This window comes from Erwinia plantamica (assembly GCF_043420595.1).
GTDB lineage: Bacteria > Pseudomonadota > Gammaproteobacteria > Enterobacterales > Enterobacteriaceae > Erwinia > Erwinia aeris.
This window is the reverse complement of record NZ_JBGCUC010000013.1, coordinates 49249-74670: the sequence shown is the minus strand read 5'-3', so window position 1 is coordinate 74670 and position 25422 is coordinate 49249. Positions and strand designations below refer to the sequence as shown.

At 56.6% G+C, this 25422-nt stretch carries 23 protein-coding genes; 14 read left to right on the top strand and 9 right to left on the bottom strand.

Translation table 11 applies throughout. The features are described 5' to 3' along the window. Positions 1-7: 7 nt before the first annotated feature. Complete coding sequence (ispB, locus tag AB3U87_RS14725) at positions 8-979, top strand: octaprenyl diphosphate synthase (protein ID WP_253457897.1); 972 nt, start codon at positions 8-10, stop codon at positions 977-979. A 295-nt stretch (positions 980-1274) separates the two neighbouring features. Further along, positions 1275-1535 carry a helix-turn-helix domain-containing protein gene (locus AB3U87_RS14720; RefSeq protein ID WP_253457894.1) on the top strand — a complete coding sequence of 87 codons (261 nt, stop codon included), beginning with the start codon at positions 1275-1277 and terminating at the stop codon, positions 1533-1535. A 52-nt stretch (positions 1536-1587) separates the two neighbouring features. Here AB3U87_RS14720 and murA read toward each other — a convergent pair whose 3' ends face one another. The 7 genes from murA to mlaF form a co-directional block, all read right to left on the bottom strand. Beyond that, positions 1588-2850, bottom strand: coding sequence for a UDP-N-acetylglucosamine 1-carboxyvinyltransferase (gene murA / locus AB3U87_RS14715; RefSeq protein ID WP_253457891.1), 1263 nt, complete (start codon positions 2848-2850; stop codon positions 1588-1590). A gap of 70 nt (positions 2851-2920) precedes the next feature. Next, positions 2921-3175, bottom strand: a complete 255-nt coding sequence (gene ibaG / locus AB3U87_RS14710) for a BolA family iron metabolism protein IbaG (RefSeq protein WP_125287098.1) — start codon at positions 3173-3175, stop codon at positions 2921-2923. Positions 3176-3300: 125 nt separating this feature from the next. Further along, positions 3301-3594, bottom strand: coding sequence for a lipid asymmetry maintenance protein MlaB (mlaB, locus tag AB3U87_RS14705; protein ID WP_253457888.1), 294 nt, complete (start codon positions 3592-3594; stop codon positions 3301-3303). Then, entirely contained in the window at positions 3594-4229 is a 636-nt protein-coding gene (mlaC, locus tag AB3U87_RS14700; protein WP_253457885.1) for a phospholipid-binding protein MlaC, read from the bottom strand. Before mlaC ends, mlaB begins: the two co-directional genes overlap by 1 nt. A gap of 11 nt (positions 4230-4240) precedes the next feature. Next, positions 4241-4780 carry an outer membrane lipid asymmetry maintenance protein MlaD gene (gene mlaD, locus AB3U87_RS14695; RefSeq protein WP_301250721.1) on the bottom strand — a complete coding sequence of 180 codons (540 nt, stop codon included), beginning with the start codon at positions 4778-4780 and terminating at the stop codon, positions 4241-4243. A 4-nt stretch (positions 4781-4784) separates the two neighbouring features. After that, on the bottom strand, positions 4785-5567 hold the full coding sequence (gene mlaE / locus AB3U87_RS14690; RefSeq protein ID WP_253457882.1) for a lipid asymmetry maintenance ABC transporter permease subunit MlaE: 783 nt from the start codon (positions 5565-5567) through the stop codon (positions 4785-4787). Between the two features lie 4 nt (positions 5568-5571). Then, positions 5572-6384 (bottom strand): phospholipid ABC transporter ATP-binding protein MlaF, encoded by an 813-nt coding sequence (gene mlaF, locus AB3U87_RS14685; protein ID WP_125287093.1) that lies wholly within the window; start codon positions 6382-6384, stop codon positions 5572-5574. Positions 6385-6617: 233 nt separating this feature from the next. Here mlaF and AB3U87_RS14680 point away from each other — a divergent pair, with 233 nt between their 5' ends. The 11 genes from AB3U87_RS14680 (at position 6618) to npr (ending at position 14669) form a co-directional block, all read left to right on the top strand. Next, complete coding sequence (locus AB3U87_RS14680) at positions 6618-7598, top strand: calcium/sodium antiporter (protein WP_301250723.1); 981 nt, start codon at positions 6618-6620, stop codon at positions 7596-7598. A gap of 14 nt (positions 7599-7612) precedes the next feature. Beyond that, positions 7613-8599, top strand: a complete 987-nt coding sequence (kdsD, locus tag AB3U87_RS14675) for an arabinose-5-phosphate isomerase KdsD (protein ID WP_253457877.1) — start codon at positions 7613-7615, stop codon at positions 8597-8599. 13 nt (positions 8600-8612) lie between these two features. Further along, complete coding sequence (gene kdsC / locus AB3U87_RS14670; protein WP_394149523.1) at positions 8613-9176, top strand: 3-deoxy-manno-octulosonate-8-phosphatase KdsC; 564 nt, start codon at positions 8613-8615, stop codon at positions 9174-9176. Further along, the gene (gene lptC, locus AB3U87_RS14665) at positions 9173-9745 is read left to right on the top strand and encodes an LPS export ABC transporter periplasmic protein LptC (protein ID WP_253457871.1); all 573 of its coding nucleotides are present in this window, start codon (positions 9173-9175) and stop codon (positions 9743-9745) included. The genes kdsC and lptC overlap by 4 nt, the downstream gene beginning before the upstream one ends. Continuing rightward, positions 9717-10259, top strand: a complete 543-nt coding sequence (lptA, locus tag AB3U87_RS14660) for a lipopolysaccharide ABC transporter substrate-binding protein LptA (RefSeq protein WP_125287088.1) — start codon at positions 9717-9719, stop codon at positions 10257-10259. The genes lptC and lptA overlap by 29 nt, the downstream gene beginning before the upstream one ends. Positions 10260-10262: 3 nt before the next feature. After that, complete coding sequence (lptB, locus tag AB3U87_RS14655) at positions 10263-10988, top strand: LPS export ABC transporter ATP-binding protein (RefSeq protein WP_253457868.1); 726 nt, start codon at positions 10263-10265, stop codon at positions 10986-10988. Positions 10989-11036: 48 nt separating this feature from the next. Further along, positions 11037-12470, top strand: a complete 1434-nt coding sequence (rpoN, locus tag AB3U87_RS14650; RefSeq protein WP_394149520.1) for an RNA polymerase factor sigma-54 — start codon at positions 11037-11039, stop codon at positions 12468-12470. Between the two features lie 22 nt (positions 12471-12492). After that, positions 12493-12780 carry a ribosome hibernation promoting factor gene (gene hpf, locus AB3U87_RS14645; protein ID WP_125287085.1) on the top strand — a complete coding sequence of 96 codons (288 nt, stop codon included), beginning with the start codon at positions 12493-12495 and terminating at the stop codon, positions 12778-12780. Positions 12781-12973: 193 nt separating this feature from the next. Beyond that, positions 12974-13456, top strand: coding sequence for a PTS IIA-like nitrogen regulatory protein PtsN (gene ptsN, locus AB3U87_RS14640; protein WP_199746329.1), 483 nt, complete (start codon positions 12974-12976; stop codon positions 13454-13456). An 89-nt stretch (positions 13457-13545) separates the two neighbouring features. Beyond that, entirely contained in the window at positions 13546-14400 is an 855-nt protein-coding gene (gene rapZ, locus AB3U87_RS14635; RefSeq protein ID WP_125287083.1) for an RNase adapter RapZ, read from the top strand. Continuing rightward, positions 14397-14669 carry a PTS phosphocarrier protein NPr gene (npr, locus tag AB3U87_RS14630; RefSeq protein ID WP_125287082.1) on the top strand — a complete coding sequence of 91 codons (273 nt, stop codon included), beginning with the start codon at positions 14397-14399 and terminating at the stop codon, positions 14667-14669. Before rapZ ends, npr begins: the two co-directional genes overlap by 4 nt. Before the next feature lie 228 nt (positions 14670-14897). Here the strand turns inward: npr and mtgA are convergent, their stop codons facing one another. Then, on the bottom strand, positions 14898-15617 hold the full coding sequence (gene mtgA / locus AB3U87_RS14625) for a monofunctional biosynthetic peptidoglycan transglycosylase (RefSeq protein ID WP_301729949.1): 720 nt from the start codon (positions 15615-15617) through the stop codon (positions 14898-14900). Between the two features lie 875 nt (positions 15618-16492). Beyond that, positions 16493-18826, bottom strand: coding sequence for an aerobic respiration two-component sensor histidine kinase ArcB (gene arcB, locus AB3U87_RS14620; RefSeq protein WP_253457859.1), 2334 nt, complete (start codon positions 18824-18826; stop codon positions 16493-16495). Positions 18827-19889: 1063 nt separating this feature from the next. Here arcB and AB3U87_RS14615 point away from each other — a divergent pair. Then, positions 19890-25415, top strand: a complete 5526-nt coding sequence (locus tag AB3U87_RS14615; protein ID WP_394149516.1) for a glutamate synthase-related protein — start codon at positions 19890-19892, stop codon at positions 25413-25415. Positions 25416-25422: the final 7 nt, after the last annotated feature.

The following is a 25422-nucleotide window of genomic DNA, read 5'->3' as shown; positions in this document are numbered from 1 at the left end:
AAGACTGATGAACTTAGAACAGATAAACGAACTCACCGCGCAGGACATGGCGGACGTCAATGCAACCATACTCGAGCAGTTGAATTCTGAGGTTTCCCTCATCAATCAGCTGGGTTACTACATCATCAGCGGTGGAGGCAAACGCATCCGCCCAACGATCGCCGTTTTGGCCGCGCGCGCGCTGAATTACTCCGGTAAACAACATGTTACCGTAGCAGCCCTGATAGAATTCATTCACACTGCCACCCTTCTGCACGATGACGTGGTGGACGAATCGGATATGCGCCGCGGCAAAGCCACCGCCAACGCTGCTTTCGGCAATGCGGCCAGCGTGCTGGTCGGCGATTTTATCTACACGCGTGCTTTTCAGATGATGACCAGCATTGGTTCGCTGCGCGTGCTGGAGCTGATGTCGGAAGCGGTTAACGTGATAGCGGAAGGCGAAGTGCTGCAGCTGATGAACTGTAACGATCCCGATATTACCGAAGAGAGCTATATGCGGGTGATCTACAGTAAAACTGCTCGCCTGTTTGAAGCCGCCGCCCAATCTTCCGCTATCCTGGCCGAGGCCACGCCGGAGCAGGAAAAGGCGTTGCAGGATTATGGCCGCTATATCGGCACCGCTTTCCAGCTTATCGACGATCTTCTTGATTACAGCGCCGACGGTAAAACGCTGGGTAAAAACGTTGGTGACGACCTTAGCGAAGGCAAACCAACCTTACCGCTGCTGCACGCCATGCGTAACGGCACGCCGGAGCAGGCAGCGATGATCCGCAGCGCGATTGAGCAAGGTAACGGTCGCCATCTGCTGGAACCCGTACTGGAAACCATGCAACAGTGCGGCTCGCTGGCCTGGACACGGGAATCGGCAGAACGCGAAGCAGACAAGGCCATCGCCTGTCTGAATGCCCTACCGGAATCGCCGTGGCGCAGCGCGCTGGAAGCGCTGGCGCATATGTCGGTGCAGCGCGAATTTTAATCCCTGAGCGCGGTCAGCCGCGCTTTTTCCTTTCTGTACAACGCCTCCTGGATCCCTTTTTGTAATGTAATGCATCACGCTGTTACGTAACTTTTGCGCATTACGCCTCAAAAACAAAACGCTGCTTAAATTTTATTGGAAATATCTTAGCGATTATTGTTATAAATCTGACTGCGATATTTAAAGGCTAACGCCTTAAATATTCACATCATGTTCGCAATCGCTGCCGTAGAGACGGCAATGTTGCGTCCTGATGTTTCCAGAAATAGCGATGCGTCCATGGAGGAAAAAGCAGATGCTAGAGAAGAAAGCGGACTGGCATAACGCGGATATTATTGCAGGTCTGAAAAAGAAAGGCACCACGCTGGCCGAGGTATCACGAGAGGCCGGATTAAGCTCGTCCACGCTTGCTAACGCACTGTTCAGGCCGTGGCCTAAAGGCGAATGGATTATCGCCAATGCCCTGAACATCCATCCGGCCGAGATCTGGCCCAGCCGCTATTACGATCCTGTCACCCATGCCCTGCTCGACCGTAAAAAGCTTATTCGCTCATAAAGAAAAGGCGGTAGATTTCTACCGCCCCGTTGCCAGTCAGCTTCAAACGGCGTTATTCGTCGCCGCTTACGCGCTCGATATTAGCGCCTAACGCTTTCAGCTTGTCTTCGATGTGCTCATAACCGCGATCGATATGGTAAATACGATCCACAATCGTGGTGCCTTCCGCGATGCAGCCAGCCAGCACCAGGCTTGCGGAAGCGCGCAGATCGGTGGCCATGACCTGAGCGCCGGACAGTTTCTCCACGCCGTGGCAGATCGCCGTATTGCTTTCAATTTCCGCATGCGCGCCCATACGGATCAGCTCCGGTATGTGCATAAAGCGGTTTTCGAAGATGGTTTCGGTGATCACGCCCGTGCCTTCCGCCACCAGATTCAGCAGGCTGAACTGCGCCTGCATATCGGTTGGGAAGCCAGGATGCGGCGCGGTGCGGAAGTTGACCGCTTTTGGCCGCTTGCCGTGCATATCCAGACTGATCCAGTCCTCGCCGGTTTCGATATCTGCTCCCGCTTCACGCAGCTTGGCCAGCACCGCGTCCAGCGTAGCCGGCTGCGTGTCGCGGCAGACAACTTTACCGCCGGAAATCGCGGCGGCGATCAGGAAGGTGCCGGTTTCAATACGATCCGGCAATACGCGATAAACGCCGCCGCCCAGGCGCTCAACGCCTTCGATAGTAATGCGATCGCTGCCGGCACCGGTGATTTTCGCGCCCAGCGTATTCAGGAAGTTCGCCGTATCGACGATTTCCGGCTCGCGGGCGGCGTTTTCAATCACGGTGGTGCCGGTAGCCAGCGTGGCGGCGCTCATGATGGTGACGGTTGCGCCTACGCTGACCTTATCCATCACGATGTGCGCGCCTTTCAGGCGGCCGTCGACGGACGCTTTAACATAGCCTTCTTCCAGCTTGATCTCGGCACCCAGCTGCTCAAGGCCGGTAATGTGCAGATCGACAGGACGCGCGCCGATAGCGCAGCCGCCAGGCAGAGAAACCTGCCCCTGACCGAAACGCGCCACCAGCGGGCCAAGCGCCCAAATCGAAGCGCGCATGGTCTTTACCAAATCGTAAGGCGCGCAAAAAATATTGACGTTGCTGGCATCCAGGTGCACCGAGCCGTTGCGCTCCGCTTTTACGCCCAGCTGGCTCAACAGCTTCATGGTAGTATCGATGTCCTTAAGCTTCGGGACATTCTGAATTTCTACGGGATCGGACGCCAGCAGAGCAGCGAAAAGAATCGGCAGCGCAGCGTTTTTAGCACCGGAAATGGTCACTTCCCCGCTTAAACGGGTCGGGCCCTGCACACGAAATTTATCCATTAAACCTGCTCTCAATTAATCAGCAATAGAGTACGGCCGCTTCACCGCCCGAAGCGATGAAAACGGCGACTTAAAAACCGTTCAGCTTACGGTCACGTGCCCATTCTTCCGGCGTATAGGTTTTGATGGACAGCGCGTGAATACGGTTGTCGGCAAGATAGGCCGCCAGCGGCGCGTAAATCGCCTGCTGCTTTTTCACGCGGCTCAGTTCACCAAACATCTCGCCTACGGCGATCACCTGAAAGTGGCTGCCGTCGCCGGTTACAATGGCTTCCTGCAGCGGCAGCGCGGCCATCAGCACGGATTGGATTTCACTAGTTTCCATGGGATTTTCTAAATTCGGTTGAGGATAAACAGGCCTACATAGTAGTGGAAAGCGGAGCTATCTTAAACAGGCAAAAAAGCCTCCGCGTGTGCAGAGGCTTTTTCATCAGGAACGGGCGCGGGCCGTCAGCGTTCGGCGGTAATAAACTGCTGCAGATTATACAGCGCGATCAGCGAACGCAGTTTGTCGGTAATACCGGTAAATCCCGGCGCTTTCCCCTGCCCCAGCGCGATCTGACGCAGGTGCACCAGCAGCGCCAGCCCGGCTGAATCGACTCTGTCCAGCGCGGAGACATCAATGGTATCAATCTGTTTCATGACCGTTTCGCGCTGCTGCCACAGTGCGGCCAGCGTTTCCCGCTCCAGCTCGCCCGCCAGATGCAGGCGGTTGCCCTCGATGCGCCAGTTAAGCTGATCCATTACTGCTGCTTGTCCAGCGTAATCGGCTGGCTGGCCGCGTTTTTCAGCACGTCAGTCAGGCCGTCGACGCCTTTCTGACGCAGAATGCCCGCCCACTCGTTCTGCTTGGTGGAGATCATGCTGACGCCTTCCGCGATCATATCGTAGGCCTGCCAGTCGCCGGTGCGGCTGTTCTTACGCCACTGGAAGTCCAGGCGAACCGGCGGGCGGCCGTTAGGATCGATGATGGAGACGCGGATGGCAATAATATTGGCATCGCCATAGGGCTGCTCAGGTGCGATCTGGTAAGTCTGACCGTGGTAGAGCGCCAGCGCCTGGCCGTAAGCCTGCGCCAGGTAGTCGCTAAAGGCTTTGAAATAGGCTTCGCGCTGGGCAGGCGTCGCTTCTTTGTAGTAACGTCCCAGCACTAACGCGCCGGCATATTTAATCTGCACATAGGGCAGCAGCTCTTCACGCACGATTTGGCGCAGGTAGTTGGGATCCTGCTTGATTTTAGGCTGCTCGTTTTTAAGACGGGTAAAGGTTTTCTCCGCCGCCTCGTTCATCAGCTTGTAAGGGTTGGTCTGGTCGGCGGCAGCGTTAGCCGCGACCGGGGCGATGATTAACATGGCCACCATCAGGAAACGTTTAAACATTACTGCTCCTCTTAAGGGTTAGTCGCTGCGGCCGGGGCAGGCTCGCCGCCGTTCTCCGGCGCCGCGTTTTTACTCTCGTTACCGTTGCCGCTCTTATACAGGAACTGGCCTATCAGATCTTCCAGCACCATTGCCGACTTGGTGTCCTGAATGGTGCTGCCATCCTTAAGCATAGCCGTTCCCATCTCCGGATCGTCAAAACCGACGTTGAGCGCCAGATACTGTTCGCCCAGCAGGCCAGAGGTTCTGACCGCCAGCGAGCTGGTATCCGGCAGCTGATTATATTTGTCTTCGATATCCATCGAGACGCGCGGCAGATAGGTTTTCTCATCCAGGCCGATATCCGTCACGCGGCCAACTACCACGCCGCCAATTTTCACCGGCGAACCGCTTTTCAGCCCGCCGATATTGTCAAAGGTAGCGTAGAGCCGCCAGGTGGGTTCGCTGCCCAGGGATTTCAGATCCGCCACGCGCAGGCAGAGAAACAGCGCCGCGCAAAGCGCCAGCAGTAAAAAGACCCCTACCCAAATTTCGCTTTTTTTCGTTTGCATCGAATCAGTTCCCAAACATCAGTGCTGTCAGCACAAAATCCAAACCGAGCACAGCCAGAGAAGCATGTACTACAGTACGCGTCGTCGCCCGGCTAATGCCTTCAGAAGTCGGCACGGCATCGTAGCCGTTAAACAGGGCAATCCAGGTGACGGTAAAGGCGAAAACGGCGCTTTTGATCACGCAGTTGACGATATCGGTACGGATATCCACGGCGTTTTGCATCGCCGACCAGAAAAAGCCGCCGTCGATGCCTTTCCAGCTGACGCCCACGATAGCGCCGCCCAGTATACCTACCGCGACGAAAATTAGCGTCAGCAGCGGCATACTGATAAAACCGGCCCAGAAGCGAGGAGAGATAATCCTGCGCAGCGGATCGACCGCCATCATCTCCATGCTGGAGAGCTGCTCGGTCGCCTTCATCAGACCGATTTCCGCCGTAAGCGCCGAGCCTGCCCTGCCGGCAAACAGCAGCGCCGTGACGACCGGCCCCAGTTCGCGCAGCAGCGACAGCGCCACCAGCATCCCCAGGCTGCTGTCGGCCCCGTAGGTATTCAGCACCAGATAGCCCTGCAAACCCAGCACCATGCCGATAAACAGGCCGGAAACCACGATAATCAGCAGCGACAGCACGCCAATGCTGTACAGCTGCTTGATCACCAGCGGCGCGTGTTTGCGGAAGCGGGGAATGCCTATCAGCGCGTGAAAAAGCATCAGCCCGGCGCGGCCAAACGAGGCGCAAATATTGATCCCCTGACGTCCGACGGACGCCAGTGCACGTAGTAACATCAGATTAACTCCCTGAGCCGGTTAGATCCTGCAGATAGTCGCCTGCGGGAAAACGAAAAGGAACCGGGCCGTCGGCGATGCCGTCGATAAACTGGCGAACTCGGGCATCTTCATTTTCATGCAGCGCGCTGGCCGTTCCCTGAGCGATAACTTTCTGTCCGGCGATAATGTAGGCGTAGTCGGCAATGCTCAGCACTTCCGGCACGTCGTGCGAAACCACGATGCAGGTCATGCCCAGCGAGTGGTTCAGCTCGTCAATCAGCTTGACCAGCACGCCCATGGTGATCGGGTCCTGCCCGACGAAAGGTTCGTCGAACATAATCAGATCCGGCTCCAGCGCGATAGCTCTGGCCAGCGCCGCGCGCCGCGCCATGCCGCCGGACAGCTCGGAAGGCTTTAGCTGAGCCGCGCCGCGCAGGCCGACGGCTTCCAGCTTCATCATCACCGTGCTGTGCAGCAGCGCGGGCGGCAGCTGCGTATGTTCGCGCAGCGGCCAGGCGACGTTGTCAAACACCGTCAGATCGGTAAACAACGCGCCGGACTGAAATAACATGCTCATTTTTTTACGCGCTTCGTAGAGACGCGAGCGCGAAAGCGCGGGGATATTTTCCCCGTTAAACCAGATTTCGCCGGCATCGGGACGCAGCTGACCGCCGATCAGACGCAGCAGCGTGGTTTTACCAATGCCTGAAGGGCCCATAATGGCTGTGACTTTCCCTTTCGGCACCGTAAGCGAGATGTTATCGAAAACCGGGCGATCGCCGCGAGCGAAGCTTACGCCCCGAACGTCCACCAAATTCGTCTCCGTCTGGCTCATTGTGACCTCTTATCCTCTTTTCCAGGCATTTCATCCTCTACCGATGGTAACGTATAACCAGCGGAACTGGACACTTTTACAGAAACTTATCCGTCTGACGTAGCGAAAGTTGGCATAAGTTTTACTTTTTGCTTTCAGACCGTCAAAATCAGCGCGTTCGCGGCCATTTTACCGGCCCGTTTTGCTCGTCGTGCAAGGCAAGCCGACGATTATACCCGATCAAAGGACATTTCATGCTTGTAGCTACCGCACTATTGATTATCGGCCTGGTCCTGCTGGTATATGGTGCAGATCGTCTGGTGTTCAGCGCGGCTATCCTGTGCCGCGCAATTGGCGTTCCTCCGCTGATTATCGGCATGACCGTGGTCAGCATAGGCACCTCGCTGCCTGAACTGATCGTCTCTTTCTCCGCTTCCCTGCACGGCCAGATGGATTTAGCGGTTGGCACGGCGGTCGGCTCCAATATCACCAATATTCTGCTGATCCTCGGCGGCGCGGCGCTGCTGCATCCCTTAAGGCTGTATTCCAGGCTGCTGGCGCGCGAGCTGCCGTTGATGCTGCTGATTACATTAATCAGCGGCCTGCTGCTGTTTGATAATATGCTAAGCCGCAATGACGGCCTGATCCTGATTGCCTTTGCGGCAGGCTACCTGTTGTTTATTATCAACATTGCCCGCAAAGCGGAGCGTGGCGATACGGATTCGCTGACGCGCGAACAGCTTGCCGAACTGCCGCGTGACGATACAGGCAACACGGTGGCGTTTCTCTGGCTGGGCGTGGCGCTGATTATTTTACCGATGTCGACCCGTATGGTTATCGACAACGCAACGGTTATCGCCAATTTTTTTGGCGTCAGCCAACTGGTGATCGGCCTGACGGTGATCGCTGTCGGCACCAGCCTGCCGGAGCTGGCTACGGTGATTGCCGGCGCGCTGAAAGGCGAAGATGATATCGCCATCGGCAATCTGATCGGCTCTAACATCTACAATATTGCCATTGTACTTGGCATTCCGGCGCTGCTGCATCCGGGCGCGGTGGATATGCATGCTTTTGCCCGCGACTACTGGATCATGCTGGGCGTCAGCGCGCTGTTTACGCTTATCTGCCTGCGCCGTAGCCGCTGTATCGGCAGAGTGGCGGGCGCGCTGCTGCTGACAGGCTTTGTTGCCTGGGTCGCGTTACTCTACTGGCTTCCTTCGGCCACCTTTTGGTAAAAGGATTAGAACCTATGTCACCTGTTACTCTACGGCCCGACTTTGATTTTCAGCAGGCGGGGAAAGATGTTCTGACGATTGAACGTCAGGGACTGGAACAGCTCGATCGGTACATTAACGAAGACTTTACCGAAGCCTGTAAGCAAATTTACAACTGCCACGGCAAAGTGGTGGTGATGGGCATGGGGAAATCGGGCCACATCGGCAAAAAGATGGCGGCCACCTTCGCCAGCACCGGCACCCCGGCGTTTTTCGTGCATCCGGCAGAGGCCAGCCACGGCGATCTTGGCATGGTCAGCTCGGGCGATATTGTTATCGCCATTTCCAACTCCGGCGAATCCTCCGAGATCCTGGCGCTGATCCCGGTGCTGAAGCGGCTGCGCGTCTCGCTTATCTGTATGACCGGCCGTCCCGACAGCGCGATGGGCCGCGCGGCAGATATCCATCTCTGTGTTAAAGTACCGCAGGAAGCCTGTCCGCTGGGGCTGGCGCCGACCACCAGCACCACGGCAACGCTGGTGATGGGTGACGCGCTGGCGGTAGCGCTGCTGAAGGCGCGCGGCTTTACGGCTGAGGATTTCGCCCTCTCCCATCCGGGTGGCGCACTGGGCCGCAAGCTGCTGCTGACCGTTGACGATATTATGCATAGCGGCGATGAAATTCCTCGCGTCGGCCGTGACGCCTCGCTGCGTGACGCCCTGCTGGAAATCACCCGTAAGAATTTAGGTATGACGGTAATCTGTGACGATTTGATGAAGATCGAAGGGATTTTCACCGATGGCGATCTGCGACGCGTCTTTGATATGGGCATTGATATTCAACATGCCAGTATCGCCAGCGTTATGACCTCGGGCGGCGTACGGGTGCGGCCCCATACGCTGGCGGTCGATGCCCTGAATCTGATGCAGAGCCGTAATATTACCGTTTTAATGGTAGCCGACGGCGATCGGCTGCTTGGCGTAGTGCATATGCACGACATGCTGCGTGCCGGCGTGGTTTAACAAGGAATAAAAAATGGCTGGCGCAAGCTGGATAAGTACCTGTTATGGCGACGTGAGCGAGACCGTGATGGCCCGCGCGCGTGAAATTAAGCTGTTGATTTGTGACGTAGATGGCGTGATGTCCGACGGTGTGATTTACCAGGGCAATAACGGCGAGGAGCTAAAAGCCTTCAACGTGCGGGACGGCTACGGCATTCGCTGCCTGCTGACCTCGGACGTGGAAGTCGCTATTATCACCGGTCGCAAGGCAAAGCTGCTGGAAGATCGCTGCGCCACGCTGGGCATTACGCATCTTTACCAGGGCCAGTCGGATAAGCTTTTGGCCTTCTGCGAACTTCTGGATAAACTGTCGCTGATGCCGGAGCAGGTCGCCTACATTGGCGATGACCTGATTGACTGGCCGGTAATGGCGGAAGTCGGCCTGAGCGTGACCGTAGCCGATGCGCATCCCGTGCTGCTTCCTCGTGCCAACTACGTTACCCGCCTCGCCGGCGGACGCGGCGCCGTACGTGAAATTTGCGATCTGATCCTAATCGCGCAGGATAAGTTTGATAAGGCCAAAGGGCAGTCTGTATGAGTAAAACAAGGCGTTGGATTACGCTCCTGCTGGCGCTGGTAGCGATCGTGCTGATTGGCTGGAACCTGGCCGATACGGATAAGCCTGCGCCCGCGGCCAGCAACGCGCTGGAGCCGACCTATACGAGCCAGTCGTCCAATACGGTGGTGTATAACCCGGAAGGCGGACTGAGCTACAAGCTGGTATCCGAGAAAGTAACCTACTTTTCCGCCGACGCGGTAAGCTGGTTCGATAATCCGGTCATGACCACCTATGACGAAAACAAAGTGCCCACCTGGTCGGTACGGGCAGACAAGGCCAAACTAACCAATGACCGTATGCTCTATCTTTACGGCCACGTCGAGGTCAACAGTCTGGCCCAGGACGCCCAGCTACAACGAATTAAAACCGATAACGCCGTAGTGAACCTTGTCACGCAGGACGTTACCTCAGAAGATCGGGTAACCTTATACGGCAACAGCTTCAGCTCTAGCGGCATGAAGATGCGTGGCAATTTACGGAAGAAAACCGCCGAGTTGATTGAAAAGGTCAAAACCTCCTATGAAATTCAGAATGCGAACCAACCTTAAGTTTTTGACGCTCGGCCTGCTGCTGACTGCCAGCCTGCCCGCTCTTGCCCTGACGGGCGATTCGGATAAGCCGGTCAACGTGGACTCCGAAAATCAGGCGCTGGATATGCAGGGCAACGTGGCGACCTTTACCGGCAACGTCATCGTGACCCAGGGCTCGATCAAAATCACCGCGGATAAGGTTGTGGTCACGCGTCCGAACGGCGACAGCAACAAAACCATCGTGGATGCCTGGGGCAATCCGGCGACGTTTTATCAGATGCAGGACAACGGCAAGCCCGTTAAAGGCCATGCGCAGAAAATGCACTACGAGCTGGCGAAGGATTTCGTCGAGCTGACGGGCAGCGCTTATCTGGAGCAGCTGGACAGCAACGTCAAAGGCGATCGCATCACCTATCTGGTGAAAGAGCAGAAAATGCAGGCCTACGGCAATACCGGCAAGCGCGTCACTACCGTGCTGGTGCCTTCGCAGCTGCAGGATAAAAACGCCTCCTCCCCCAAGAAGAGTAACTAAGCCATGGCGACTTTAATTGCGCAAAATCTGGCGAAGGCCTACAAAGGCCGACGCGTGGTGGAAGATGTCAGCCTGGAGGTAAAATCCGGTGAGATCGTCGGCCTGCTGGGCCCGAACGGCGCCGGTAAGACCACCACGTTTTATATGGTGGTGGGCATTGTGCCGCGCGACGCGGGCCGCATCGTTATCGACGATGAAGATATCAGTATTCTGCCGCTGCACGCGCGCGCGCGTCGGGGCATCGGCTATCTGCCGCAGGAAGCCTCTATTTTCCGCCGCCTGAGCGTGTACGACAACCTGATGGCGGTGCTGCAAATCCGTGAAGATTTAACGGCGGAACAGCGAACCGATCGCGCCAACGAGCTGATGGAAGAGTTCCATATCGCGCACCTGCGCGACAGCATGGGTCAGGCGCTTTCCGGCGGTGAACGCCGTCGCGTAGAGATCGCCCGCGCGCTGGCGGCGAACCCTAAATTCATCCTGCTGGATGAGCCTTTCGCAGGCGTCGATCCGATTTCGGTTATCGATATCAAAAAGATTATCGAACACCTGCGCGACAGCGGCCTGGGCGTGCTGATCACCGATCACAACGTCCGTGAAACGCTGGCCGTCTGCGAACGAGCCTATATCGTCAGTCAGGGACACCTGATCGCTCACGGCTCGCCTGAGCAAATCCTCCAGGATGAACAAGTTAAGCGCGTCTATTTGGGCGAAGAGTTCAGACTCTGATAAGGTGTTCAGACCGGTCAAGATTTTTAAGGAATAAGTATCCTGAATATGAAGCAAGGTTTGCAGCTCAGGCTTAGCCAACAGCTTGCCATGACGCCACAACTGCAGCAGGCGATACGTCTGCTGCAACTCTCTACGCTTGAACTCCAGCAGGAAATTCAGCTGGCGCTGGAAAGCAACCCGCTGCTTGAACAAACCGATCTTCACGAAGAAGTCGACAGCCGCGAATATCAGGAAAAAGAGGCGCTGGATACCCGCGAGGCGCTGGAACAAAAAGATATGCCGGAAGAGCTGCCGCTCGACGCCACCTGGGACGAAATCTACACCGCCGGCACGCCGTCGGGCACCGGCACCGACTACCACGACGACGAGCTGCCTGTTTATCAGGGCGAAACCACCCAGTCGTTGCAGGACTACCTGATGTGGCAGGTAGAGCTGACGCCTTTTACCGATACCGATCGCGCCATCGCCACCGCCATTGTCGACGCCGTGGATCTGACCGGCTATCTGACCGTTTCTCTTCAGGAGATCCAGGAGAGTATCGGCAACGAAGAGCTTTCTGCGGAAGAAGTCGAAGCGGTACTGAAGCGCGTTCAGCGGTTCGATCCGATCGGCGTCTGCGCACGCGATCTGCGCGACTGCCTGCTGGTGCAGCTGTCGCAGTTCGGGGATGACACGCCCTGGCTGAAAGAGGCCAGGCTTATTGTCAGCGACCATCTGGATCTGCTGGCTAACCACGACTTCCGCAGCCTGATGCGCGTCACGCGGCTGAAAGAGGACGTGCTGAAAAACGCCATGCAGCTGATCCAGTCGCTTGACCCGCGTCCCGGTCAGTCGATTAATACCAGCGAACCGGAATATGTCATCCCAGACGTGCTGGTGCGTAAAATCGGCGCCCGCTGGGTGGTGGAACTGAATGCCGACAGCGTGCCGCGCCTGAAGATTAACCAGCACTATGCTTCGCTGGGCGGTAGCTCTCGCAGCGACAGCGACAGCCAGTTTATTCGCAGCAATTTGCAGGAAGCCCGCTGGCTGATAAAAAGTCTGGAGAGCCGCAACGATACGCTGCTGAAGGTCACGCGCTGCATCGTCGACCAGCAGCAGGCTTTCTTCGAGCAGGGTGAAGAATTTATGCGTCCTATGGTGCTGGCGGATATCGCCTCCGCCGTAGAGATGCACGAATCGACGATTTCACGCGTTACTACGCAAAAATACCTGCACAGCCCACGCGGTATTTTTGAACTGAAATATTTCTTCTCCAGTCACGTGAACACCGAAAGCGGCGGCGAAGCCTCTTCCACGGCCATTCGCGCGCTGGTGAAGAAATTGATCTCGGCGGAGAATCCCGCCAAGCCTCTTAGCGACAGCAAGCTGACCACCCTGCTCTCCGACCAGGGGATCATCGTGGCCCGCCGCACCGTCGCGAAGTACCGAGAGTCTTTATCCATCCCGCCCTCAAATCAGCGCAAGCAGCTGGTCTGAACGAACAGATAAGGAAGAGCTTATGCAACTCAATATTACCGGGCAGAATGTTGAAATTACCGAGCCTTTACGTGAATTCGTGGTGGCTAAATTCGCCAAGCTGGAGCAATACACTGACCGTATCGGGCAGGTTTATATTGTGTTGAAGGTGGAAAAGGTGACGCAGGTCGCCGATGCGACGCTGCACGTCAGCGGTGGTGAGTTGCACGCCACCTCGGAAGAAAAAGATATGTATGCGGCGATTGACGGCCTGATTGACAAGCTGACACGCCAGCTGAATAAACATAAAGACAAGCTGAAGCAGCATTAATTACCCTTGCAGCATTGATTATTTTTTCGCCACCCTTATCTGATAAGAATGTGGTGTAAACTAACCGGCTCGTCTTCTGATTGCAGAAGGCGGGCCGTTAATCAACGGGCATAATGCATTCGACTGATGGCCTGCCGAACGATCGGGCAGCGCCGTTTTGCCAGGCGGAAGTGAATACCTAAGTGAACCTATGATGAACAATGACCTGACACTGGAACTGAGCTCGGTCCTGAGCCTTTCCTGTACCCGCAACGGCGTGCACTGCCAGAGCAAAAAGCGGGCGCTGGAAATTATCAGCGAGCTGGCGGCCAAACAGCTTAATCTGCCGCATCAGACGATCTTTGAAGCGATCCTGACGCGTGAACGTATGGGCAGTACCGGTATAGGTAACGGCATCGCGATCCCACACGGCAAGCTGGTGGAAGATACGCTGCGCGCGGTAGGCGTGTTTATCCGTCTCGATCAGCCGGTAGCCTTCGACGCTATCGATAATCAACCGGTCGATCTGCTTTTCGCCCTGCTGGTGCCTGCCGATCAGTGTAAAACGCATCTGCACACGCTCTCGCTGGTCGCAAAACGTCTGGCCGATAAAACGGTCTGCCGCCGACTGCGCGCTGCGCAAAGCGATGAAGAGCTGTTTGCTATCATGGCAGAGGAACCACAAGCCGCCTCTTAAGCCTTTAGTGGGCCGGTCTGTCGGCCCGAGCGTATGCACAGGGAAGTTCCCCGTCCCTTTGGAAAGGCTTCAAATCAGGAGAATAAGTCATGGTGCTGATGATCGTCAGCGGGCGTTCTGGTTCCGGTAAGTCCGTCGCGTTGAGGGCGCTGGAGGATATGGGCTTCTACTGCGTGGATAATCTGCCCGTGGTGCTGCTGCCGGAGCTGGCCAGGTCACTGGCGGATCGTAACATCTCGGCGGCCGTCAGTATTGACGTGCGCAATATGCCAGAGTCGCCGGAAATCTTTGAGAAAGCGCTGACCGGCCTGCCCGACAGCTTTTCGCCGCAGCTGCTGTTCCTGGATGCCGATCGCAATACGCTGATCCGGCGCTACAGCGATACCCGACGCCTGCATCCGCTTTCCAGTAAAAATCTTTCGCTGGAAAGCGCCATCGATGAAGAGAGCGATCTGCTGGAGCCGCTGCGCTCGCGTGCGGATCTGATCGTCGATACCTCGGAGATGTCGGTGCACGAGCTGGCCGAAATGCTGCGCACGCGCCTGTTAGGCAAGCGGGAACGTGAACTGACGATGGTGTTTGAATCCTTCGGCTTCAAGCACGGTATTCCGATCGATGCCGATTACGTGTTCGACGTCCGCTTTCTGCCGAACCCGCACTGGGATCCGAAACTGCGGCCGATGACGGGGCTGGATCGTCCGGTGGCCGCTTTCCTGGATCGTCATACCGAAGTGCACAATTTTATCTATCAGACGCGCAGCTATCTTGAACTCTGGCTACCGATGCTGGAAACCAACAACCGCAGCTATCTTACCGTGGCGATTGGCTGTACCGGCGGCAAGCATCGCTCGGTTTATATTGCCGAACAGCTTGCTGACTATTTCCGCTCGCGCGGCAAGAACGTGCAGTCCCGTCATCGTACTCTGGAAAAGCGCAAATCATGACCGTCAAACAAGTGGTTGAGATCAAAAACAAGCTGGGTATGCACGCCAGACCGGCGATGAAGCTGTTTGAACTGGTGCAAAGCTTTGATGCCGAGGTGCTGCTGCGCAACGAGAGCGGCACGGAAGCGGAAGCCAGCAGCGTTATTGCACTGCTGATGCTGGATTCGGCGAAAGGCGGACAGATTGAGATTGAAGCCAGCGGGCCGGAAGAAGAAAAAGCGCTGGCGGCGGTGATCGAACTCTTTAACGCTGGCTTCGACGAGGATTAATCAGCCGCTCAGACGCGCTCAGCGCCCCTGAGCGCGGTTCTTGACCCTCAAGCGTACCTTTTCCTCTCGACGTGGCTTATTACGCCTCTAAGCACGGTGCTTTCTCCACAGCGTACCTTTTCCTCTTGGCATGGCTTATTACTCCCCTGAGCGCTGTCCTTGCTCGTGATGCTCTGCACACACTTATGCGCCCCTGAGCATGGTTATTTCTTTCAGGCTACCTTTCTGTCAGCGTAGCTTATGCGCGTTCAGAAAACCTTCTCCGCCCAGCTGGCGCATCTGGCGTAAGATCCACTGCTGCCGCTGGCGCACATAGGCCGACGGCGCGTCGGCGCGAAAACGGATCGGGTTCGGCAACACGGCCGCCAGCAATGCCGCTTCCGCCATTGTCAGGCGACTGGCGGGCTTATGAAAATAGCGTTGCGATGCCGCTTCCACGCCAAATACGCCCTCGCCGAACTCCGCTACGTTCAGATAGACCGTCAAAATGCGCCGTTTTGTCCACACGGTTTCGATCGCAACCGTCAGGCCCGCTTCCAGTCCCTTACGTATCCAGCTGCGCCCGTCCCATAAAAAAACGTTCTTTGCGGTCTGCTGCGATAGCGTAGAAGCGCCGCGCATGCGGGTCTCTTCACCATCCAGCACCGACTGGATCGCCTGTACGTCAAATCCCCAGTGGTCGGGAAATTTTTGATCCTCTGAGGCGATAACCGCCAGCGGCATCCAGGGAGAGATATTTTTCATCTCTACCCAGTCTGAATGCGCGACATAACGGAAATCGCCGCTCAGCCAGGCGCCAATCTGCCTTTCTGCCATCACGGCAGAGAAAGGTACGGGCAAAAAAGAAAAAAGCAGGATCCCGGCGATCGCGATCCCGGCCAGGCCGATCGTCACTCGTAACGCCCAGGTTTTTAGCCGCTGTCCGCTGGTTTTTTTGCGCTGCTTCATTAACATTTATCCATAATGATCTTATGAATTCCTGTAACAGGAACCCGTTCGTACAATGTAAAAAAGCGATGCGGGGCGCAACGCATTTGACTTAATGTAAACGTTTGCATGCGCTTACAACTTGAAGCACTTTGTAAATGTATTAAGTGCTTCAATCACTTCCGCGCATTCGGAATCGGTTCCATGCCGTAAACGAACCTGTAGCGATGAAGAAACAATCAACGCGGTCCGTCCGCACAATGCCAACCAATTCATTCATGAACCTTATAAATTGCGTGAGTTAGCTTTTGCTAATTTTATCTTAAAGGCCCCTCAGAATGGCTGTGGGCCCAGGTTATGCTTTTCGGTTGGTGAGCGAAAATTGCGCCTTAAGTTAAAAGGATTACGATAAAAACATGTTTATTAATCGTTAATTCCTTCCAATATCACTTTCCATTTTGTTGTACCGTGCGGTTTCACAAGAGAGACACCAATCTCACAAAAAGAACATGTTTTACATGGAGTTAAATATTTGCCAGGCGAGGTGAAATTCTTTTAGCATCACTGCTAGCGATCAATGGAACCGGTTACCTGAATACGTCAATCAAAACCGGACAAAAACTGGCACAATTGTACAATTTTTGCGCAAGATCGCGAATAAATTCATTCCGTGCTTGACTGTATCATCAAATTAATGTTTTCTGTCTGGAAACGCTGCTCCACATCACACATTTTAATGAATCTTGTAACATGTGATGGGAGTTTTGCTAAGGTAGTTCCTGAGCGTTTTACCCAATACCGCGCCTGCGCTTCGATACTCTTACTTTAAGAACAGCGTAGGCCTCAAGTTTCCCTGGTGTTGGTGCAGTATTCGCGCACCCCGGCCTCGGTCGGGGTCATTTTTTTTGGGCCTTTGATACCCATTCCCGCAGTACCGCAACGTCGTTACGCCACTCGTGTTTCAGCTCGTCAATCCACTCCTGCACATTGTCCCACCACGCCGGTAGCTCAGGGCTTTGGATCTGTTTCGCCAGCTGCTGTAAATGGACCAGACCAACCGATCCCGCCGCGCCCTTGATCTTGTGCCCTTCTTCCGCAATGCCTTTTTGATCGCGCGCGGTCATGTTCAAATCCAATACTTCCAGATAACCTGGCATCATCTTTTCAAACATTTCCAGACTCTGCACAATCAGCTGCGGCCCAACCAGCTCGATATACTGCTCCAGCATGGTGATATCCAGCAGCACGGGCGCGTCAGAGTGAGAAGCTTCCGCCGGCTCGTCCTCCTGCTCCTGGTAGTCCCAGTACTTCTGGATAATGGCGGTCAGCGCCGGTACCGCCAGCGGTTTACTCAGCACGTCGTCCATGCCCGCGTCCAGATACTCTTTTTTATCTTTAAGCACGTTAGCGGTGAGCGCCACCAGCGGCGGCAGCTGTTGATGGCCGTAGCGCCGATGGATTTCCCTCGCCACGTCAAGGCCGGTCATATCCGGCAGCTGAATATCCAGCAGCACCAGGTCAAACTCTTCGGGATCGAACATCGTCAGCGCTTCTGCGCCCGTCATGGCCACTTCAACGCTGTTGCCCAGCTTCTCCAGTACCGAACGCGCTACGACCACGTTCAGCTCGATATCCTCAACCAGCAGGACGTGCAGCGCCGGTAGCGGCATATCGTCCGCAGGCTGCTCGGCCTCATGCTGCGTCACGACGCGCGGCGCATTAACCGTCAGCGTAAAGCAGGAGCCCTTACCGGGCGCGCTGCGCACGCTGATATCTCCGCCCATGCTCTGCGCCAGACGACGCGAAACCGCCAGCCCAATGCCGGTGCCGGTCGCCGGTTTGCCGCCATGCTGATCTTTCACCTGATAATACATGGCGAAGATTTTGTCCTGCTCATCCTGCGGGATCCCCATGCCGGAATCTTCCACCTCAAAGCGCAGACAATCCTCGCCCTGATAGGCCACCCGCACGATAATGCTGCCCTGCTGGGTAAATTTCACTGCGTTACCGATCAGGTTCCACAGGATCTGACGCAGCCGCGTGCCGTCGGTGATAATTTTATGCGGCAGCGGCGGATGGGCGTCGAGCACGAACTTCAGTCCTTTCGGCTGGGCCAGCAGGCCGGAGAGATTCTCCAGATCCGCCAGGAAGCCGGTAAAATCAACCGGCTGGTTATCCAGCTGCACCTTGCGGCGCTCGATCTTATCCATTTCGATAACGTCATTGAAAATATTGCCCAGCGTGATGGCCGAGACGTGGATGGTTTTCAGGTATTTCAACTGCTCCGGATTCAGCTCGGTATCCAGCAGGATACGGCTCAGACCGACGATGCCGTTAAGCGGCGTACGAAGCTCGTGGCTGATCGTAGAGATAAAGGTGGTCTTTTCCCTGCTCGCGTTCTCTAAAGCGTCCTGATAGCGTTTACGCTCGGTTATATCGCGTCCAAAGCCCATCAGCCCGCTGCGTTTACCTACGCGGTCGTAATAAGGCACTTTACGGATCTCAAAGCAGGCCTTGCGGCCATCGGGATACTGCAGCCACTGCTCGTAGGTCAGCGAAACATTGTGGCGAAAGACCTTCTCGTCCGTTTCCAGCACTTTGGTGGCGGCATCACGATCGTAGACATCGTGCGGCGTCAGGCCAATAAGCTGCTTCTCGCTTTTGCCCGTCAGCAGCTCCATGGCCCGGTTGCAGCCGGAAAACTGCTGATCGATATTGCGGTAGAACACCAGATCGGGCGAGGCGTCCAGAAACGAACGCAGGAAAGAAGACTGCTGCTCCAGCTCAATCTGCGCCTGCTCGCGCCTGGTCATCTCTTCCGTCAGTTTGTCCATCACCTGCAGGCGCGCTTTTTCCGCCTTGATACGATCGGCGATCTCCTGATTGAGCTGGGTAATGTTTTCCTTCATCTGCTGGTTTAGCTCCAGATCGCGATGGCGCATCTCTTCAAGCTTATCCACCAGGCGCGCCAGGCGCTGCCGCGACTCCTCCAGCTGCTCAACCACCACCGACAGGAAATAGACGGCCCATGGCGTTATCAACAACCCGAAAAAGACCGAGCGAACCATATCGATGCTTTCTACATGTCCGCGCAGCACCATCGTGACCGCCATCTGCACGATCATTGCCAGCACCACCAGCGCAGAAGCCAGCAGCAAAGAAAAGCGCACCAGCCCCAGCTTCACCATTAAATCGACGTAGTACTGGGCTAACAGACGAATTTGTTTCATAAAAGGTCCCTTCGAGAGCAATACCGTCAATCATACCGCAAAAGCTTAAAAGACAAAGGTCACGGCCCCCTGCGCAGGCTGCACCACTGCGGTGCAGCCTGAAAGCAATGCCACAATTGACGTTCCGCGCGCCTGTCAAAAGACAGGTCAGTATCGTCTCCGGCCATCCGCTAAGCCTGCCGCCATTTAGCGCTGGAGAAGCATGACCGTCTGGCGAACACCGCCGCTGTTTTGCGCTATTAAGCGTGACCGCGACCCGCGCGGCCGTTGACTTTGGTTACCAACAGACTTTGTAACAGCGGTACAGGGTATACGCGGTTGAGCACCATCGGTACGCGAAAAGTGATGTTTAACCTGTGCATAGCCCGTTTTGCCTTAAGTGCATTATCCGTTTTTGCAATTCATAGCGATAAGCGCCTGCCGCCGCGCTTTCGCCTGAATCGCAATGAATAAAAATTCACATTAAACGTGGATGCAATCAAAACCAGCCTGATTAATTTTACTAATGATGCACGGGAGTTTAATTCAAATAAGCCTCCCCGTTAAAAACAGCCGCTTTCAATGATTAAGGCTACTTTATTAGCATTTTCTGCTGGCAATACCCCCAGCACCAGCATGGTGCAGAGATTTGCGCCCTGCACTACAGTGAGACAGTTCACACTTCCCGGGGGATAAATGACGAAACTATACACAGAAAAAATCGTTATAAAATATTTAAAAACAATAACTTACTTAAAAGACACCTCTACAAAGCCCCCCTAAGCACGCTATTTGACCTGAGTACGCTTTCCCGATAAGTTGGAATTTCGCTGGAAGCGTTCCTGACGGGCCAGTGTCTCGGCATATCTATGCAGCAAGAAGACTCCCCAGGCTTTCTCCTCTCAGAGACCCGGAAAATAACGAGCAGCTCCCTTCAGCATGGCCTGAAGAGAACATGCCCGGCGCACAGTCGCCCACTTAAAAGCAGTCAGGAAAAAAACGATACAGAGCCAGGGGAGTCTTCTCCATTGCATTCTGTGCCTGAAATAACGTAGGTAATGTCAAAGAAGTCAGGAGGTCTGCCATGTCCAATCCAAAAGCGTTTCCCTATGGTCTGTATGACCCATCGAAAGAAAACGACAGCTGCGGCGTCGGTTTCATTACCCGTAAGGACGGCGAGCAGACCCATGAAATTCTTCAGATGGCGCACAGCGCGCTCTGCACCGTGCCGCATCGCGGCGGCATGTCTGCCGAGGGCGTAGGCGACGGCGCAGGTGTTAACGTTGATATTTCACTGCACTTTTTCCGCAAAATTACCGGCATGCCGCTCAATTCCGGTCGCTTTGGCGTCGGTAACTTTTTCGTGCCGAAAGACGATGCGCTGCGCGCCAACGCCGAAGGGCTGGTAGAAGAGACGCTGGCCGCACACGGGCTGGAGGTGATCCTTAAGCGCGAGCTGCCGCTGGATACCAGCGTATTGCGTCCGGCCGCCCTTCAGTTCCAGCTGCCTATCGTTCAATGGATTTTTAACGCGCCTGCCGATGTGGCAGACCAGACCGCCTTTGAAAAACGTATTTATCGCGCCCTGCTGGCTATCGAAGCGCGCGCCTTTACCGAAAGCGAATTCGGCGGGCTTTACCCGCTTTCTCTTTCGTCACGTACCCAGGTGTTCAAAGCGCGCCTGAACTCCAATGAAGTGATCCCCTATTTCAAAGATCTGACCGATCCGGATCACCAGGTGCGCGGCCTGTTTTTCCATACCCGTTTCTCGACCAATACCGATCCGCATACCACAATGGCTCAGCCGTTCCGCCTGATGGCGCACAACGGCGAGCTGAACACAGATCGTAAAAACCGCATCGCCGAAGCCGCGCTGGCGCTGGCTCGCGGCAAGAAGATCGTCCGGCCGAAGGGGCAGTCCGACAGCTCGCGTCTGGATCAAAGCATCCACAGCCGTCTGATGGAAGATAACCTCGATTTAATCAACGCCGTGGTTTCAATGATGCCGCCCGCGTGGGAAAACGACGATACGCTGTCGCCGGAAGTGCGCGCTATGCTGGAGTATTTCTCGCTGTACGAAGAGAAAAACGATGGCCCGGCCGCGCTGATTTTCGGCAACGGCGACGTCATCGGCGCGCGTCTGGATCGTCTTGGCCTGCGACCGCTGCGCTCGGTGGAAACCGCCGAGTATATCGGCGCGATGTCCGAAGCCGGCCAGATCGCCTTCCCGCCGGAGAGCGTGCTGCGTCGCGGCCGTATCGAAGCGGGCGGGATGCTCTATTACGATCACAGCGAAAAGCGCAGCTACACCACCCTGGAGGCGCTGGAAAAACTGGCGGCGGAAAAAGATTATCCGACGCTGCTGGCGCAGGCGCGCGTAACGCTGAGCGATCTGCCTGTGGTGCCGGCGGAAATTCAGGGTTCGCCTTTGCGCTACAGCGGCGACCTGAAAACCTATCAGCGCTTTGTGGCCTACTACTACAACCAGGAAAGCTTCAAGTTCATGATGGATCCGATGCTGGCGACCGGCGCGGAGAAAATTTCCGCCATGGGCTACGGCAACGCCATCAACGGGCTTTCCGATCATGAAGGCGGCATGGCGCACTACTTCTCGCAGCGTTTTGCGCAGGTAACCAACCCGCCGCTGGACTCCATCCGCGAAGTGGACGGCATGACGCTGCGCGTCGCGCTGGGCGCCAAGCCGCATCTGGGCCGCAGCAAAGGCCGGCAGATTATCGTGCCGACGCCGATCCTGACGCATCTGGATATGTTGCAGCTGCGTGAGCAGGACGTGGCGCCATACGCCCGTTTCGATATGCTTTATCGTCCGGTCGTGGGCAGCGATGCGCAAAGCCGTGCCGATAACGCCGCCGCGCTGGAGCAGGCCATTGACGATCTGGCGCAGCAGGTGGTGGATTTTGCCCGTGAACAGGGCGGGATCGCGGTGCTGACCGACCGTCATATCTCGAGCGAGCGCGCCGCCATACCGATGCTGCTGGTGGTTTCCGCCATTAACCAGCGTCTGGTGCAGGAAGGCCTGCGTCTGGACGTGTCGCTGGTGGTCGAGAGCGGACAGAGCATCTCTTCGCACCATATCGCCGCCGCGCTGGGCTTTGGCGCGTCCGCTATCTATCCACTTGGCGTGCAAATGCGCGCCGAGGAGAAATATGGCGAAGGCGAAGAAGGCAACAAAGCCTTTAAGCGCTATGCCAAAGCGGCTGAAAAAGCGCTGATGAAAACCATGGGCAAGGTTGGCCTCTGTACGGTTGAAAGCTACAGCTGCGGCGAATTCTTCGAGCCTAACTTCCTGGATACGGAAGATCGGGTGCTGAAGAAATATTTCCCGAATATCAAAACGCCGGTCGGCGGCGCGGGCTTCGCCACTATCGCGCAAATGGCCGTGGACTGGCACCAGAGCGCGCTAAGAATTCAGGGCGAATCAGAAGTGCCACTGCTGGGCCTGTTTAAAGAGCGTGCCGAAGGCGCGGGTCACTCTTACGGCACTATCGCGGTGCGGACGTTTATCGATATGACGGAGCAGCCGCTGCGCTTTGTCGACAAACCGCGTGAAGAAGATGAGTTTATTCGTCTGCTGACGCTGGCCCGTCTGGATAACGCTTTTAATATCAAGCCGGACTCCTTCGCCGACAGCAGCTTTAAGCGTATCCCGAATGCGACCATCGACAGCTTTACCATCACGCAGGACTACCGTGAGTTCTCCAGCCAGATGCAGGAAGAGCGTAAACGTCGTCCGGCGGCGCTGCGCGATATCCTGACCTTCCCGGCGGATCTGACCCACGTGGACAGCGAAGCGGAGTTTTCGCGCAAGCTGGGCCGTTACTCGCTGATCAACAACGGGTTTGCCGTGCGCGGCCTGCTGTGCGAAGCCACTGACGGCAGCGAAGGCCGCTTTACGCTGCGGCTTTCCGACACCATCAAGGGGCTGAAAACCGAGGTGGAACGTCTTTCCGCCCTGCTGGGCGCGCTGAAAGGCCGTTTCGCCGACGAGATCGCCAGCGGTGAAGTCACGGCGAACGGTCTGCATATTATTGCCAGCGGCAAAGCGGCGGACTATCTGTCGCGTATGTTTACCACGTCGCCTTCGCTGCCGTTAAGCGAAGTGCAGCCGGCCAGCGAAATCACCCGCACCTTTGCTTCCGGCGCAATGAGCCACGGCGCGCTGGTGGCCCCGGCCCATGAGGCGGTGGCGCACGGCACCAATATGGTCGGCGGCATGAGCAACTGCGGCGAAGGCGGCGAGCACTATTCGCGTCACGGCACTATCCGCGCTTCGCGCATCAAGCAGCTGGCCTCCGGTCGTTTCGGCGTTTGGGCAGCCTATCTGGCGGATCCGATGCTGGAAGAGCTGGAAATCAAAATCGGCCAGGGCGCCAAGCCCGGCGAAGGCGGTCAGCTGCCTGCGGCCAAAGTCACCGTGGAGATCGCGGCAGCGCGCGGCGGCACGCCTGGCGTGGAGCTGGTTTCGCCGCCGCCACACCATGACACCTATTCCATCGAGGATTTGGCGCAGCTGATCCACGACTGTAAAGCGGCGCGCGTGCGCGTTATCGTCAAGCTGGTGTCGTCTGAAGGCATCGGCACCATCGCCGTCGGCGTGGCGAAAGCGGGCGCGGACGTGATTAACGTGGCGGGCAACACCGGCGGCACCGGCGCGGCTTCGGTCACCAGCCTGAAATATACCGGCCGCGTGGCGGAAATCGGCATCGCGGAAGTGCATCAGGCGCTGTGCGCCAACGGCCTGCGTGACAAAGTGCTGCTCCGCAGCTCCGGCGCGCAGCAAACCGGCAGCGACGTGGTGAAATCCGCGCTGTTGGGCAGCGACAGCTTCGAATTCGGCACCACGGCGCTGATGATGCTGAAGTGCGTAATGGCGAAAAACTGCAACGTGAAATGCCCGGCCGGTCTGACCACCAACGCCGAAGCCTTTGACGGCGATCCTCGCCAGCTGGCGCAGTATTTTATGAACGTGGCGCATGAAGTGCGTGAGATCCTGGCGCGTCTTGGCCTGCGTTCGCTGCGCGAAGCGCGCGGCCGTTCCGATTTGCTACACCTGATGGATCACCCGCTTGAAGTCGGCAAGCTGGATCTGCGCGCCATGCTTACCGTGGTGCCGGAAATCAAAATCATGCAGCCGGTCTATCTGGAAAAAGATTACGAGCTGGACGATGGCTGGATCGCACAGGTAGAGCGCGCGCTGGCAACGGCAAGCGTTATCGAACTGGGCAACGGCATCACGCTGAACAACCGTAACAAGAGCGTCGGCGGCCAGCTGGCTATCGATATTGAACGCCTGCTGAACCATAAGCTGAGCAAAGCGGAACTGGCGGCGATGCCTGCCGCGCTGGCCGACGATCGGGGCCGCCACTATCTGGCGCCGGAAACGGTGAAGATCGCCACGTCCGGCTCGGCCGGGCAGTCCTACGGCGTCTTCTGCAACGACGGCATGCAGCTGCGCCATCGCGGCACCTGTAACGACGGCGTGGGCAAAGGCCAGTGCGGCGGCGAAATCGTGGTGATGTCGCCAGGCGGCGGCTCGCAGGATGCGGAAGGCAACGTATTAATCGGTAACTTCGCGCTGTTCGGCGCCACCGGCGGCCGACTGTTCGTTCAGGGACAGGCGGGCGACCGCTTCGCCGTGCGTAACTCCGGCGCCACGGCGGTAGTCGAAGGCGTGGGCGATTTCTGCTGCGAATATATGACCAACGGCGCGGTGCTGAACCTGGGCACCTTCGGCACCGGCTTCGGCAACGGCATGAGCGGCGGCTTCGCTTATCAGTACGACCCGTACCGCAAGCTGGCGAGCCATGCGGCAGGCGACTCCGTGCTGTTCGGCTCCATCACGGATAACGACGAGATGGCCAGAACCCACAAAGATGCGGTGCTGACCATGCTGCGCTGGCATCTTGCGGCGACCGGTTCGCCGCGTGCGGCCTGGCTGCTGACGCACTGGGAAACCGAGTGCCAGCACTTTGTCTACGTGATGCCGCGTTCGCTGCTGCTTTATCAGGACAGCAAGGAAATCCTCAAGGCGAAAGCGCGTAAGGATCTGCTGGAAGAGCTGTCTACCGCGATGGCCGCCCACCAGGTGGCGAAGTTTAAAGCCGCCTGGCGGAACAAATCCGCTATCGCCAACGGCGCGGTACCCGCTTACGGCGCGACCGATACGCCGGAGATGTTTGTCCTGCTGAACAACTACACCGTGCTCAGCTTTGCGCAACAGCTCGCGCTCTCTCGCCTGCCGAAAGGCACCTCGGTGAATAACGTCGCCGTGGAAAAAGCGGTACGCAACCTGCTGATGACGGAAGATTTCGCACTGGTCAGCAAGCTACAGCGTCATGCGCGCTCGGCAATTGAAAACTACAGCGATGACGAGCTGGCCTGTCTGATTGCCGCCAAACGCATGGCGGATTACAAAGCGGCGCTGACGCAGCGCAATATCCGCTCGATGGATAGCCTGGCGACCTATGGCTGGATTATCTATCAGGATGCGCGCAACCGCGAAGTGTTGGGAGGACTGCCGGACTTTGAGGAGCTGTTCGCCCGCGCCGCGCTGCCGGAGATTGCTGCTGCCGTCGGGAAACTCTCCTGACGATCGG